The organism is Pseudomonadota bacterium (assembly GCA_037200975.1).
Lineage (GTDB): Bacteria > Pseudomonadota > Gammaproteobacteria > Steroidobacterales > Steroidobacteraceae > CADEED01.
In genome coordinates this window covers 547337-561723 of the sequence record JBBCGI010000001.1, presented here as the reverse complement: position 1 = coordinate 561723, position 14387 = coordinate 547337, and the positions used below count along the sequence as shown (strand labels likewise).

Annotated in this window: 8 protein-coding genes; 5 read left to right on the top strand and 3 right to left on the bottom strand. The window is 64.6% G+C overall.

Features of this window, described 5'->3' with window-relative positions; translation table 11 throughout:
- The first annotated feature begins 16 nt into the window (after positions 1-16).
- Positions 17-1486, top strand: coding sequence for an MFS transporter (locus WDO72_02510; protein MEJ0084531.1), 1470 nt, complete (start codon positions 17-19; stop codon positions 1484-1486).
- Between the two features lie 64 nt (positions 1487-1550).
- Here WDO72_02510 and WDO72_02505 read toward each other — a convergent pair whose 3' ends face one another.
- Entirely contained in the window at positions 1551-3608 is a 2058-nt protein-coding gene (locus WDO72_02505; GenBank protein ID MEJ0084530.1) for a glycoside hydrolase family 97 protein, read from the bottom strand.
- 70 nt (positions 3609-3678) lie between these two features.
- Positions 3679-4668 (bottom strand): substrate-binding domain-containing protein, encoded by a 990-nt coding sequence (locus tag WDO72_02500; protein MEJ0084529.1) that lies wholly within the window; start codon positions 4666-4668, stop codon positions 3679-3681.
- Between the two features lie 349 nt (positions 4669-5017).
- On the opposite strand from WDO72_02500, the gene WDO72_02495 reads away from it, so the two are divergent.
- The 4 genes from WDO72_02495 to WDO72_02480 all read left to right on the top strand — a co-directional run bounded on the left by WDO72_02495 (position 5018) and on the right by WDO72_02480 (position 12592).
- Positions 5018-8401, top strand: coding sequence for a TonB-dependent receptor (locus tag WDO72_02495; protein MEJ0084528.1), 3384 nt, complete (start codon positions 5018-5020; stop codon positions 8399-8401).
- 89 nt (positions 8402-8490) lie between these two features.
- Positions 8491-10023: a tryptophan halogenase family protein gene (locus tag WDO72_02490; GenBank protein MEJ0084527.1), complete on the top strand. Its 1533-nt coding sequence runs from the start codon at positions 8491-8493 to the stop codon at positions 10021-10023.
- Positions 10020-11561, top strand: coding sequence for a tryptophan 7-halogenase (locus tag WDO72_02485; protein MEJ0084526.1), 1542 nt, complete (start codon positions 10020-10022; stop codon positions 11559-11561). Before WDO72_02490 ends, WDO72_02485 begins: the two co-directional genes overlap by 4 nt.
- Positions 11558-12592 carry a cupin-like domain-containing protein gene (locus WDO72_02480; protein ID MEJ0084525.1) on the top strand — a complete coding sequence of 345 codons (1035 nt, stop codon included), beginning with the start codon at positions 11558-11560 and terminating at the stop codon, positions 12590-12592. The genes WDO72_02485 and WDO72_02480 overlap by 4 nt, the downstream gene beginning before the upstream one ends.
- Before the next feature lie 4 nt (positions 12593-12596).
- Here WDO72_02480 and ybaL read toward each other — a convergent pair whose 3' ends face one another.
- Positions 12597-14363: a YbaL family putative K(+) efflux transporter gene (gene ybaL, locus WDO72_02475; GenBank protein MEJ0084524.1), complete on the bottom strand. Its 1767-nt coding sequence runs from the start codon at positions 14361-14363 to the stop codon at positions 12597-12599.
- Positions 14364-14387 lie beyond the last annotated feature (24 nt).

Sequence of the window (14387 nt, the reverse complement as noted above, 5' to 3'; positions counted from 1 at the left end):
TAACCTTGCGCCGCACGTGGATGCAAAGCCTCATCTTTCCGCCTGGCAAACAGCCAAGATCTGCGTCGGCGCGTTTGGCATCCAGTTCGGCTTCGCGTTGCCCCAGGCCAATCTCACGCGGATCTTCCAGAACCTCGGCGCGAGTCTCGAAAACGTTCCACTTTTATGGCTCGCGGGCCCGGTAACCGGCTTGATCGTCCAGCCGCTGGTGGGCCACTGGTCGGATCGAACCTGGACGAGATTCGGCCGGCGACGTCCGTACTTCCTGATCGGGGCGACGCTGGCGGCGGCGGCACTCGTCGCGATGCCGAATGCAACGACACTGTGGACTGCGGCGTTGCTCCTGTGGCTGCTGGATGCATCACTCAATCTGACAATGGGCCCTTTCAGGGCCTTCGTCGCCGACCAGATGTCGGCCGGCCAGAGATCGAACGGCTACCTCATGTACATGTTCTTCGCCAGCGTCGGCGCCGTGATCGGCAGCTTCCTGCCATGGATGTTCACGCAGTTCGGCGTGGCGTCCAGTGCCGCCGCGGGTGAGATCAGCAGCGCGGTCAAATATGCCTTCTACGTGGGAGCAGCGCTGTTGTTGTTGGCGGTCTGCTGGTCGGCGTTCGCCAACCGCGAATATTCGCCCGAGATTCTCGAGAAGTTCGATGACGCGGCCGTCGAACGCTCGCCCGCCCGCTCGCCTGGAGACATGCGCCGTCACGGGCGCGTGTGGCTTGCTGCAGGTGCCGTCGCCATGTTGGCGGCGTGGGTAGGGAGTGCGCGCGCCGCGATTTACGTTCTCGTATGCGCGTCGCTTGCATATGGCGTGTTCCTGCTGACGGCCAGCCGGCTGCGCAGCGACAACACGTTTGCCACGATCCTCAAGGACGTGGAGTCGATGTCCGCGTCGATGCGCCGGCTCGCGCTGGTGCAGTTCTTTTCCTGGTTCACGTTGTTCGCGTTCTACGTCTATGCCACACCGGCAGTTGCGAAGATCCACTTCGGCTCGATCACCCCGGGGTCGCCTGGTTATGAGGCCGCGGCCAATTGGGTCGGCGTCCTGTTCGCGGCCTACAACGCGTTGGCCGCCGTCGCGGCGCTGTTCATTCCCCAGCTCGTCAGGCGTTTCGGCAAGCGCCGCGCGCACCAGCTGAACCTGTGCGTGGGCGCAGCCGGGTTGCTGTCGATGTTGTTGATACGCGAACCCGAATGGTTGCTGGTTTCGATGATCGGACTCGGGGTCGCCTGGGCTTCGATCATCTCGTTGCCTTACGCGATGCTCGCCAACAATCTCCCGGCCGGGAAGATGGGCGTCAACTTCGGGATCTTCAACATCTTCATCGTGATCCCGCAGCTGCTCGCCGCGGGGTTGCTGCCCACCTTGTTAGATGTGTTCGCCGACGGCGATCCGTCTTTTGCACTGGTTTTAGGTGCCCTGGGCTGGTTGCTGGCCGGGATCGCGGTGCTGCGTAAGTCGGTGCCGGGTCGGACTTAGGGGAGTTAGTTACACTAACTCCCCTAAGTCCGACCCGGCACCGACTTACGGCACCACCTCGCGATCAGAGCGCACGGAAGCGCACGGCGAGGCCGCCGCCCGGCGCCAGCGCCGCGTCGAGCTTGTCCTTCGAAGTGACGCGCCGCTTCTCGATGATCAACGCCGCGGGATTCGTGCGGAAATCCGCATCCGGCGCATCGCGATAGATCTGCGCTTCGTAGCTCTTGCCGCGTTCCAGGAAATCTAGCGGGATGACGAGCTGACGCGCGTTCTCGTCGGTAGTCGCACCGAGATACCAGTCGGCCGCGCCGCGCTGCTGGCGCGCGACGACCACGAAGTCGCCGATCTCGCCTTGCAACGTTCGCGAGGTCTCCCAGTCGGTGGGCACGTCGCGGATGAACTGGAATGCCTCGGGCCGCTGCTCGTAGTTTTCGGGCAGATCCGCCGCCATCTGCACCGGGCTGTACACGATCACATAGAGCGCGAGCTGCGTCGCAAGCGTCGACTGCACGCGTTCGTTGATATCGGTCTTGCCGAAGGTCAGGTCGAAGATGCCCGGCGTGAAATCCATCGGCCCGGCTAACAACCGCGTGAACGGCAGGATCGTCAGGTGTTCGGGCGGGTTGGTCGGGCGCCCCCAGGCGTTGAACTCCTGCCCGCGCGCTCCTTCGCGGCTCAACATGTTCGGCCAGGTGCGCCGCAGGCCCGTGTCCTTGACGGGCTCGTGCGCGTCGATCGAGATCTGATACTTCGCCGCCACCTCGGCCACCTTGATCTCGTGATTCACGCGGTATTGTCCGGCGAACCACTCGTGACCCATCGTGCCGTCGGCCAGCGTGCGCTCGATCGAGCCGCTGGCCTTCACGTAGCCGGTCTTGACGACGCTGATGCCGTGGGCGGCATACAACCGCATCGCGGCATCGAGCTGATGCTCGTAGTTCTCGAGCGCGCCGGCCGTTTCGTGGTGGCCGATGATGCGCACACCGCGCTCACGCGCGTACTCCGCCAACTTCGGCAGATCGAAATCCGGATAGGACTCGGTGAAGTTAAAAAATTTGCCGTTGGCGACCCAGTCGCCATCCCAGCCCTTGTTCCAGCCTTCGACCAGCACGCCGCCGAAGCGATTCCTGGCGGCGAAATCGATGTAGTGCTGCACGTTTGCATTGTTGGCGCCGTGTTTCTCACCGCTGCCCCAGGTCGAGCGGTTGAGATGCATTTCCCACCAGACCCCGACGTATTTTCCGATGTGGATCCAGGAAGTGTCCGCGATGCGGCTGGGCTCGTTGAGATTGAGCTCGATGCGCGAGTCGGCGAGACCTACCGCGGAGTCCGAGATCAATACCGTACGCCAGGGAGTCGTGAACGGACCGATCTTCTTCACCAACGCGCCATCCGACCAGGGCATGAGATCGGCCTTCAACGTGCGCTCGGCGGTGCGCTTGAGGTTCATGCTGGCGTAGTCGACCAGCGCCGCTTCGTGAATGGACAGGTACAGATCGCTGCTCTGCAGCGTGAGCGGCGTTTCCGCCAGGTTCACCAGGTACAGCGGCGAACGGTGGTACAGGTATTCATCGCGGTCGGGATTGCGCGCCGGATACCACCAGGCATCGAAGTCACCCGCGAGCCGGAACTCGGTGAGCTCATCGACGATGGCAACTTCGCGCGCGGCCGCGATCCCTTTAAACGCGTAGCGAAACCCGACGCCGTCGTCGAACACGCGCACCGTGAGGTCGTAGGGCTCCGTCTGCGCCGTATCTTTGCCGGACAGCGTGACGATGAGCTCGGCATGCCGGTCCTGGATGACGCGTTGTTCGCCCCAGGGTTGATCCCAACTGACGTTCACGGCGCTGCGGCGCGGATTCGACACGAGCGTCGCCGGCTGGTTGCCGAATCCATCGAGCAGCAGTCCCAGCCTCGAATGGGCGATCACCGGGTGATCGCCGCGATACACCTCGTAGTAGGGGCCGTGCGCATCGGCCGCCACGCAAACCGTGAGCACCGCGCGTGGCGAACCCACACAGGTGCCAGCGCGTGCCGGCAGCGTACCCATTTGGGCGGCATCGGCGCTCGTCGCCAGAATGAACATGAGGCCCCACGCGGCAGCCAAATACGTCTTCGTCATGATGTATCCCTGGTAGATATTGGTTTACGTCTGGACCGGCGCGGCTTGCTCCCCCGCGCGCCGCGCCCGTTCAGGCTCCACAGGACTCGCGAATGATCAGCTCAGTCGACAACATTTCCGGACGGGCGTCGCCAGTCCAGTCGAGTAGTTTGGAGACGAGCAGGCGGCCGGCCTTGGGTATGTCCTGCTGGACGGTGCTCAGGGTCGGCGTGCTGAGGCGGCTCAACAGGTTGTTGTCGTAGCCGACCACCGAGACGTCGCGCGGCACGGACCGGCCCGCACGGGCGAGCGCCCGGATGGCGCCGAGCGCGATCAGGTCGCTGGCCGCCACGATGCCGTCGAACGGAATCTTGCGATGCAGGAGCCGGTCGACCGCCGCCTCGGCGGATTCCGCCTCGAACTCGACCCGGCTGCTCAGCGCGTCGTCGATCCTGATTCCGGCTTCCTGCAACGCCTCGGTGTAGCCGCGGTGGCGCTGCGTGGCTTCCGGATCGGTGCCGCCGATGAACAGCAGGCGCTTGCGGCCCAGCTTCAACAGGTGTTGCGTCGCGCGCCTGCCGCCGAGCGCGTTGTCCGTGCCGACCGTGCAGTATTTCTGGCCGGGAAACTGCGCACCCCAGACGACGAAGCGGCTGTCGGTCTGCGCCAGCCGGTTGAACTCGTCGTGCAACGTGCCCTGGCCGAGGAAGATGACGCCATTGGCGCGTCCCGTGGTCGTTGCATGGACGAGATCTTCGTAGTTAGCCGGGGTCAGGTGACTGACGGTGAAATCGCAGCCGCGATCGCGCGCCGCTTCACCGATGCTGGCAAGCAGCTCGAGGAAGAACGGATGCGAGAGGGGTAGCGGGCGGCCGCGCACCCGCGGCGTCACGATGGTGACGGCACCTTCGGCGCCGATCGGGCTTGACGGCATGTGGCGGCGGAACTGGTAGCCGTGTTTGCGGGCCAGCGCCCACAACTGTTTCTTGGTCGAGCTGCTGATCGAAGGATGGTCATTGAGCGAGCGAGAGACGGTGGAGACGGACACCTTCGCGAGCTTTGCGAGCTTCTGGAGCGTCACCGGGCTTCCGCCCTCATCATTTGAACGACTCATAAAGTAATCAAACCCCTCGACGGACCGGTTGTTAGCGCTACCCCGGTGATTCGCCCCCGGTTGACGCGTCGCGGCAAGCTACCGAGTTACGCAAATTTACGCAAAAGCTCCGCAAGCTATTGCGCAATTTTTCGCAACTTGGGTAGTGTATCAGCACGATTTCGCGGATAGCGCGAAATTATCGAACGCAAATATACGCAAAAGACGTTCACAGGGGGCTCATGAAAATTCGCAACGGTTGCCCGATTCAGGGATTTATTTCCGCGCGGGGCGCAATCGCGTCATCGCCTATCAACCAGACAGTGGAGGGCGCGCGATGAAACCGACGCCCAGATTCACATCACGCGCTTTGTTCACCATCGTCGGTGGCAGCGTGCTCATCAACCCGGTGTTTGCGCAGGATCAGTCGCAGGACCAGGCGGAGGCAGTGCCGGAAGTCGTCGTGACCGGCGTACGCGCCGCGCTCGAGAACTCGCAGTCCATCAAGCTCGCAGCCGACACGTTCGTCGACTCGATCACCGCCACGGACATCGGCGCATTCCCCGACAAGTCGGTGGCCGAAGCGCTGCAACGCGTGCCGGGCATCACGGTGTCGCGCCTGCAATCGAGCGACGACAGCAATCACTTTTCGGCGGAGCCGTCCTCCGTATTGATCCGCGGCCTCACGTTCGTTCGCACGCAGTTCAACGGCCGCGACAGTTTCTCGGCCGACGGATATCGCGGGCTCAACTTCAACGACGTGTCGCCGGAGCTCATGGCCGGCGTCGATACTTACAAGAACCAGACCGCGGAGATGATCGAAGGCGGCATCGCCGGTGTCGTGAATCTGCGCACACGCCAGCCGCTCGATTCCGACGGCCAGGACATCGTGCTGACGGGCCGTGCGAACTACGGCTCACTCTCCCAGGATCCGACCTACGAAGCCTCGGGCGTCTACAGCAAGACCTGGGATACCGACAGCGGCCGATTCGGCGTGTTGGTGAACGCGGCCTACTCGAACATCGTGACGCGCACGGAATCCGTCAACATGACGCGCATCGCGACGTTCTGCTCGGACTACGCGCCCGGCGCTCCCGCCGTGGTCGATGCGGATGGCAATCCGGTCTGCAACGCCAATCCATACGGCGGCACCGGCTTCCGGTATGCGCCGGGGCAGGTGAATTTCTCGCAGGTCGACTACGACCGCACGCGCACGGGCGCCGCGCTCGCGTTGCAGTACGAGAATGACGCCAAGAACCTGAAGTTGACCTTCACGGCGATCGATTCGAAGTATGAAAACCCGTGGCTCGAACGCAGCTCCAACATCAGCTGGCCTACGGGCACCGGGTTCGGGACTCCCGTCTGGGCGCCCCAAGGCAATGCCCAGTGGCGCCCGATCACCGGCAGCTTCGCGTTCGGCGCGGACGGCATGCTCGATTCGGGTGTGATCGGACAACCCTCGAGCGAATTGGGTTTCAACGGCGCGAACGCCGCGGCGACATTGAGCCACGGCTCGGCGGTGCCCGGATTGCCGTTCGTGAACGCGAACGATTCCTGCGGCGGGGTTCCCTGCATCACGGGCGCGAACGTGAGCGACGAGGCACGCATCTTCAATCACGAAGAACAGACCCGCGATTTCTCGTTCAACGTGGCCTGGGACGTCACCGAGAAACTGCACACGAGCTTCGATCTCCAGTACATCAAGGCAAACACCCACAACTACGACATCCTCGTCGCGGCCAACAGCCTCGCGCAGGTCGACTACTCGACCGACAAACACGGCACGCCGCGCATCGGATTGTCGCCCGGGCCCAACGTGAACTACGCGGATGGCTTCCTCGCCAACCCGCATAACTACTGGATGCAGTTCATCCAGGACCACTGGGAACACAACGACGCGGACGAAACGGCCGCACGTGCCGATGTCGAATACGACCTGGGCAGCGGCGGTTGGCTCAACTCGCTGAAAGCGGGCGTGCGCCTCGCGGACCGCGAACAGAAGGTGCGTTACTCGGCGTACAACTGGGCGGCAGTCGCTCCGACCTGGGGCTGCAACGGCCCGGGCTTCAACATCGACAACACGTCGCCGGGGACCTATCCGGAGGAATGCAACAAGGCGAACGATCAGTTCAACGGTTATCCCGCGGGCATCTGGGAAGCGACCAGCCTGTCGGATCACTACGACGGCAGCGTATTCAACAACGGGCCGGTTGTATTCCTGAATCGCGCGACACTGCGCGACTACGATCTGCACACCGAAGGCCTCGCGGCCCGCAACGTGAATCCGCCGCAGCAGGGCTGGAACCCGCTGTGCGATCGCACCAACAACGTCGAAGAATGCTTCACGGATCCCGAGATCCTCGACGTGAACGAAAAGAGCAAGGCTGCATACATCATGTTGAGGTTCGGCGGTCCGGAGACGAATCCGGGCGGCATCAACATCACCGGCAACGTCGGCGTGCGTTACGTGCGCACCGAAGTCGAGAGTCACGGCCAGGTCGGCTTTCCGAATGCGAACTGGTACAACAGCGCGCTCGCACAGGATCAGGGCGGATGCGATGCCTCGAACAACGGACCTAACCAGGCGACCGATATCCAGTGCTGGCTGACGCCGGCGCTGCTGGCGTACAGCACGGGTACGGGCAGGGCGAACACGCTCGACAAGGTGTACACGAACGTCCTGCCGAGCTTCAACGTCCGCTTCGGGTTCACCGACCGGCAATTCGCGCGCTTCGGTTATTCGCGCGGCATGTCGCGTCCGGATTTCGGCCTGCTGCGCAACACGGTGTCGATCAACGCGCCGCCGATCGATGTGAGCAACAACTCGCCGTACCTGATCAAGAACGCGAGTGGCGCCGTCACCGGCTACAACTTCATATTCAACGCCGAAGCCGGTTACGCGGGCCTCGAGCCGGTGGAAGCCGACAACTTCGACCTGTCGTATGAGGTGTACTTCTCGAGGAGCAGTTCGTTCACGTTGGGCCTGTTCTACAAGAAGCTGGAGAATGCGATTGCCTACGGTCGTGCCGCGCGCGACATCGAGAACAATGGTTCGACCCAGACCGTTACGGTCCGCGGTCCGTCCAACGATCCGGGCAGCGGTGGCACACTCAAGGGCTTCGAAGTGGCCTACCAGACGTTCTTCGACTCCTTGCCCGGCGCCTGGTCTGGCCTCGGGGTGCAGTTGAACTACACGCGCACCGAGCAGGACGACATCAACAACTCCAACCTGGCGGTGCAGGCGGGCTATCTACCTGGCAGCACCACCGCCTTCGGCGGCGGCAACAACGGGTCGACCGGTGGCGCGGGCAATGCGGGCAATCCGCTGTCCTTCACGAGCAACGTGATCGACTCGCATCGCCTGGCGGGCATTTCGGACAATTCGTTCAACGTCGTGGGTCTGTACGAATTCGGCAAGGTGGGCGCGCGGCTTGCCTACAGCTGGCGTTCGGAATTCCTGACCGCGAACCTCGATTGCTGTATCGGACTTCCGGTGTGGCAGAAGGCGAGCGGCTACCTGGACGGATCCGCGCGCTACAGCCTCACGGACAACTTCGAGTTGTCGGCGGACGTGTCGAACATCCTGAATACCACTGCCGTCACTCAGCAGCAGGTATTCGGCGATTCGACGCTCACGCCCGGCGCGAGTCCAGTGAAGATCGATTCGGGCTGGGTGCGCAATGACCGGCGCTTCCAGCTTGGGGTCCGTTTCAAGTACTGACGCAGCAGCGTCGGGGAAACGCGCCGCTGCGGTCCGCACCCGCAGCGGCGCGTTTCTGTTATATGGGCAATCGAACAGGGGGGTGAACGGTGTCCTCACCTTTGCGAATCGTCATCGTCGGCGGTGGCTCGGCGGGTTGGATGTGCGCGGCGGCCTGCGCGCAGGTGCTGCCCTCGCAGCGGTATTCGATCACGCTGATCGAGTCGGACGAGATCGGCACGGTCGGCGTCGGCGAAGCCACGTTGCCGGCGCTCAAGCACTTCAACGATCTGCTCGGCATCGACGAGTCCGCGTTCATGCGCGAGACACAGGGCACGTTCAAGCTGGGGATCGAATTCCGCAACTGGGACCGCCAGGGCGATCACTACGTCCATCCATTCGGCTCGTTCGGCCAGTTGTGGGGCGGCGTGGAGTTCCAGCATCACTGGATGCGCGCCCGGAACCTTGGATTGAATCCCGCGCCACTCGAGGAATACTGCAGCGCCATCGCCGCGTGCCGCCGGAACGCCTTCGATTTTCCGGACACGCGCTCGATTCGATCGACCTATTACAGCTACGCGTACCACTTCGACGCGGGGCTGTACGCCAATTTTCTGCGCACCTGGACCATGGCGCGCGGCGTAAAACGCATCGAGGGGCAGGTGGTGGGCGTCGCGCTCCACGGCGAGAGCGGCAATGTCGAAACACTCACCTTCAAGTCCGGCGAAAAACTGACCGGCGATTTTTTCGTGGATTGCAGCGGCTTCCGTTCGCTGTTGCTGGGCGATCGATTGCAGGTGCCGTGGGAAGACTGGAGCGAATGGCTGCCCTGTGACCGCGCCTGGGCCGTGCCCTGCGAACGCTCGGCCGACTTCACGCCGTTCACGCGCTCGATCGCGCAGCCCGGCGGCTGGATCTGGCGCATCCCCTTGCAGCACCGCACCGGCAATGGACACGTGTTCTCGACGCGCTTCATCAGCGAGGACGAAGCGCGCGCGACCCTGCTTTCGCAGCTGGACGGCCGCGCGCAGATGGAACCGAAGATGCTGCGCTTCCGCGCCGGCCGCCGTGCGCAGGCCTGGAAGAAGAATTGCGTGGCGCTGGGGCTCGCGAGCGGATTCCTCGAGCCGCTCGAATCCACGAGCCTGTTCCTCATCCAGAAGGCGGTGCAGGACATGTTGCGGCTGATTCCGGCGCCCGAAGCCGGCGGCATCGACACCCGGCTGGCCGGCGAATTCAACCGGCTGTCGGACGCGCTGTACGAGCGTATCCGCGATTTCCTCATCCTGCACTACGTGGCCAACCGCAGGACAGGAGAGCCGCTGTGGGATCACGTGCGCACCTATCCACTGCCCGAGAGCCTGACGCACAAGCTCGCGTTGTTCGATTCCCGCGGCCACGTGCCTTTCTTCAAGGACGGATTCTTCTCGCGCGACAGCTGGCTGGCGGTGCTGTTCGGGCAGGGATTGATGCCGCAGAGCTACGACCGGCTGGCGGATTTTCTGCCCGCCGACCCGCTCGCGGAGAAACTGCGCGACCTGCAGGAACGAGTGGCGACGCACGTGGCCGACATGCCGACACACGCGGAAATCATCGCCAGCTACTGCGGGCAACCGACCCTGGCGCGGGCGGCAGCGCCGTGAAAAACGTCGCCCGTCACATCGTGATCGTGGGCACCGACGCGCCCGCGTGGCTCTCGGCCTGCGTGCTGCACTACGCCCTCGCGCCCGCGGGCGTGAGGGTTACCGTCGTCGAACTACCGGGCCGCGCGCGCCCGGCGGATGTTTTCGCCACGCTGCCCGCGCTCGAGCCGTTGCATACGCGGCTGCGCATCGACGAAGCGAAGTTGATCGGCGCGACGCGCGGCGCGTTCACGCTCGGCAAACTGTTTACCGACAGCGCCGGCCATGCCGCGCCGTTTTTCCATGCGTACGGCTCGACCGGGACGCGCATCGAAAAGAAGGAGTTTCTGCCGCACTGGTTGAAGGCTCACCGTGCCGGATTTCCGGTGGGGTTTACCGAGTTCTGCCTCACGGCCGCCGCCGCGCGCCATGGCCGCATGCTCGTACCCGATCCCGAGGTCGAGGGTTTCGGCTTCACGGATTACGGCTACCACCTGCCCGCGATTCCGTACGGCGCCTGGCTCAGGGCCCTGGCGTTGCGCCGTGGTGTGCAGGTCCACGCGGCGCAGTCGGTGGCGGCGTGCCTGGAAGCGGGCGGCGATATCGAAGCGCTCGATCTCGATGGCGGGCGCCAGGTGGTCGGCGATTTTTTTCTGGACGTCACCGGCGGCGATGCCAGTCTGATCGGCGCCGCGCTCGGCGTGGCAACAGAAAGCTGGCGGCCGTCCTTCATGGCCGATCGCGCGCTGACCGCCTTCGGCGCGCCGCTGCCGGCGGCGCCTATCTATTCGGAAGTCCGTGCCTGTGCCGAAGGCTGGGTGTCGCTGCAGGCGAGCCAGGTCTGCACGCACGTGCTGCATGCGTATTCGAGCGAGTCATATTCCCACGCGGGGGGCGACGAGGCGGCGCTGCGGACGCTCGCGCGTGTCACGCGCATGGAATTGCGCGACGCGGCGATTCGTCCGCTCGAGCCGGGTCGGCGCGCGTATGCCTGGCAACGAAACTGCGTGGCGATCGGCGAGTCCGCCTGCCGCTTCGATCCGATTCACGCCGTGGATCTGCAGGCCGTGCAGGTGGGCCTCGTGCACCTGCTGCCGCTGTTCCCGGTGAGCGCGGACTACGGCGTCGAGCGCGCCGAGTACAACCAGAACGTGCGCGCCGCGTTCGAACGCATCCGGGATTTCCAGCAGGCTCACTACCGTCTCAACCGTTATGGGACTTCGCCGTTCTGGCAGAAGGGCCGGGCGGCCCAGCCGGGGTCTGAGCTCGCGCACAAGATCGACGCATTTCGCGCGCGCGGCGATGTCGTTTATTACGAGGACGAAACGTTTGCGATCGACGACTGGCAGTCGTTGTTGCTCGGGCACGGCGTGCTGCCCGAGACCTACGACCCGGCGGTCGACCGCACGTCCCAGGAGGTCGTGGAACGCGAGTTCCGGCGGATCCTCGCGTTCATCGCCAAGAAAGTGGGTGAGCAGATGTCGCACACCGAGTATCTGCAGTCCGTCTGTGGCCTGCCGGATCCGGGTGCACGCGCGGCAGGGCCCGCATTCTCGTGACGCTGACGATCACGCAGTCGTTCGACGATCTGCCGCAGGTCGCGGCGCGTGGTGTGACGACGCCCGCGGAATTCGCGGACCTGGTGCGCGCGGAGGAGCCGGTCGCCCTCAGGCAGGCGCTTGACGGCTGGCCGGCGCTCGCCGCCGGCCGTGAATCCGTCAGCGCGATGAACCGTTATCTCAAGTCACTCGACGCAGGAAGGCCGGCGTCGATCCTGGAAGCGCGTGCGGCGAGCGATGGCTGGTTCATGTATCAGCCGGATCTGCGCGATTTCAATTTTGCGCATCGCGAACGGCGCATCGGCGACACGCTCGACCACATGGAGCGCCTGCTGGGCCAGCCGGACGCCCCGTTCATCGCGATTCAATCGCTGCCGCTCGCCGACCACATGCCGCTGTTCACCAGCGCGAATCCCGCGCCGTTCCTGCCGCCGCAGGTGTCGCCGCGCATCTGGATCGGCGGCAAGGTGCGTACGCAAACGCACCACGATCCGGACCACAATCTCGCCTGCGTCGTGGCGGGCCGGCGCCGCTTCCTGCTGTTTCCCCCGGAGCAGGTGTCGAATCTGTACGTCGGCCCGATCGACCGGCCGTTCCCGCCGCCGCTGTCGCTGGTGAATCCCGAAGCGCCCGATTTCGAGCGTTATCCGCGATTCCGCCGCGCCCTGGCGGCGGCGCGTATCGCGTGGCTCGAGGCCGGCGACGCCTTGTTCATCCCGAAGTACTGGTGGCATCACGTCACCTCGCTCGAGCCTTACAACGTGCTGGTCAACTACTGGTGGGGCAACGATGCGAAAGGCCTCGAGCGCGCGATCGACTGCTTCCTCACGGCACTGCTGGCATTGAAGGACCTGCCGCCGCGCGAACGCGCGTACTGGCGCGAGATGTTCGAGACGCATGTTTTCCGGCCGGACGGCGGCGATCCGGTCGCCCACATTCCGCCTGCGTTGCAGGGATTGTTAGGCCCTTTGAGTCCGGCGATGCGTCAGACGCTGCGTCAGCAGTTGAAGATGGCGTACCTGAAATCCTGACAGGTCAGGTGCCTTCCGGATTCACCTGCGCGTCGCGGCCCGCGACGGCGCGCGCGCGTTCCGGCGGCACGCCGAGACTGCGCAGCGAATACTCGAGCATGCCGCGCGCCAGTTCGCGTTCGCCCATGACCACGCGGCCCGCGCCCAGGTCCTCGAGCGTCTTGAATTCGCTGTCCTTGTGCGTGCGCACCACGATGTCGAGCGAATGGTTGAGGCTGCGCGCCAGCTCCACGATGTGCCGCGCCTGGAAGCTGTCGGGAGTGGCGACCACCAGCAGGCGCGCGTGCGCGATGCCGGCTGCCTGCAAGGTTCCCGGCGCGGCCGCGTCGCCGACCAGGGTGGGAACACCCTGCGCCTGCGCGTTGCTCAACATCAGGTGGTCGCGTTCGATCACCGCGAAGGGCAGGCCCTGTTCCTTGAGCACCGGGCCGATGGCGCCGCCGACGCGGCCGTAGCCGACGATGATGGCGTGTTGACGGAGCAGGCTGGTGTCACTGACCGGCGTACGATGGCGGTCCGCGCCGCGCCGCTCGAGTAGTTTGAGCAGCCGCGGCCGCGCTTCGATCCAGCGCGACAGCGGGGCGATGCCGGCGAAAGTGACCGGGTTCAGCGCGATCGACAACAACGCGCCAGCCAGTATGAAATCGCGGCCATCCGGCGGCAGCAATCCGAGCGCGGCACCGAGGCTCGCAAGGATGAACGAGAATTCGCCGATCTGCGCCAGGCTCGCGGACACGGTGAGCGCCGTGCGGACCGGATGGCGGAACGCCAGCACGATGACGAAGGCCGCCAGCGACTTCCCCACCATGATGATGGCCAGCACTGCGAGCACGGAGAGCGGCTCGCGCACCAGCACGGTGGGATCGAACAACATGCCCACCGACACGAAGAACAACACGGCGAACGCATCCTTGAGCGGCAGCGTGTCGTTGCCGGCCTGGTGGCTGAGCTCGGATTCGCTCAGGATGACGCCCGCGAAGAACGCGCCGAGCGCGAACGACACGCCGAACGCCGCCGAAGATCCGTATGCGATGCCCAGTGCGATCGCCAGCACGCACAACGTGAACAACTCGCGCGAGCCGGTCCGCGTGACGTGCATCAGCAGCCATGGCACGGCGCGCGTGCCGACGACCAGCGCCAGCACCACGAACACCGCGACTTTGGCGAGCGTGATGAGCAACGCGAGCCAGGTGTTGGTGGAGCCGACGTGTGGATCGATGACACCGGCGTTTCCGCCGAGCGTTTCTGCCAGCGCGGGCAGCATGACCAGCGCCAGCACCATGGCCAGATCCTCGACGATCAACCAGCCGACGGCGATCTTGCCTTCGGAGGACTGCAACGCATTGCGTTCCTCCAGCGCGCGCAGCAACACCACGGTGCTCGCCACGGACAGCGACAACCCGAACACGAGACCCGTGCCGAAACTCCAGCCGAGCAGGTGGGCCATGCCGGCGCCGATGGCCGTGGCCGTGACGATCTGCGCGATGGCGCCCGGCAGCGCGATGTAGCGCACGGACATCAGATCCTTGATCGAGAAATGCAGGCCGACGCCGAACATCAGCAGGATCACGCCAATTTCGGCGACCTGGCTTGCGAGGCCCGAGTCGCCGACGAAGCCGGGCGTGAAGGGCCCGACGGCGATTCCGGCGAGCAGGTAGCCGACGATCGGCGAGATACGCAGCGCGGCGGCCACCAAACCGAACAACAAAGCAAGCACGAAACCGATCGCCAGCAGCGCAATGAGTGAAGTTTCGTGTAATTCCACGGGCATACGCACGAGGGTACCGAAAAAAAG

Bases quoted from the DNA above. Each gene is read 5' to 3' on its own strand.
- WDO72_02505 (MEJ0084530.1), bottom strand. From the start codon at position 3,608: ATGACGAAGACGTATTTGGCTGCCGCGTGGGGCCTCATGTTCATTCTG.
- WDO72_02495 (MEJ0084528.1), top strand. From the start codon at position 5,018: ATGAAACCGACGCCCAGATTCACATCACGCGCTTTGTTCACCATCGTC.
- ybaL (MEJ0084524.1), bottom strand. From the start codon at position 14,363: ATGCCCGTGGAATTACACGAAACTTCACTCATTGCGCTGCTGGCGATC.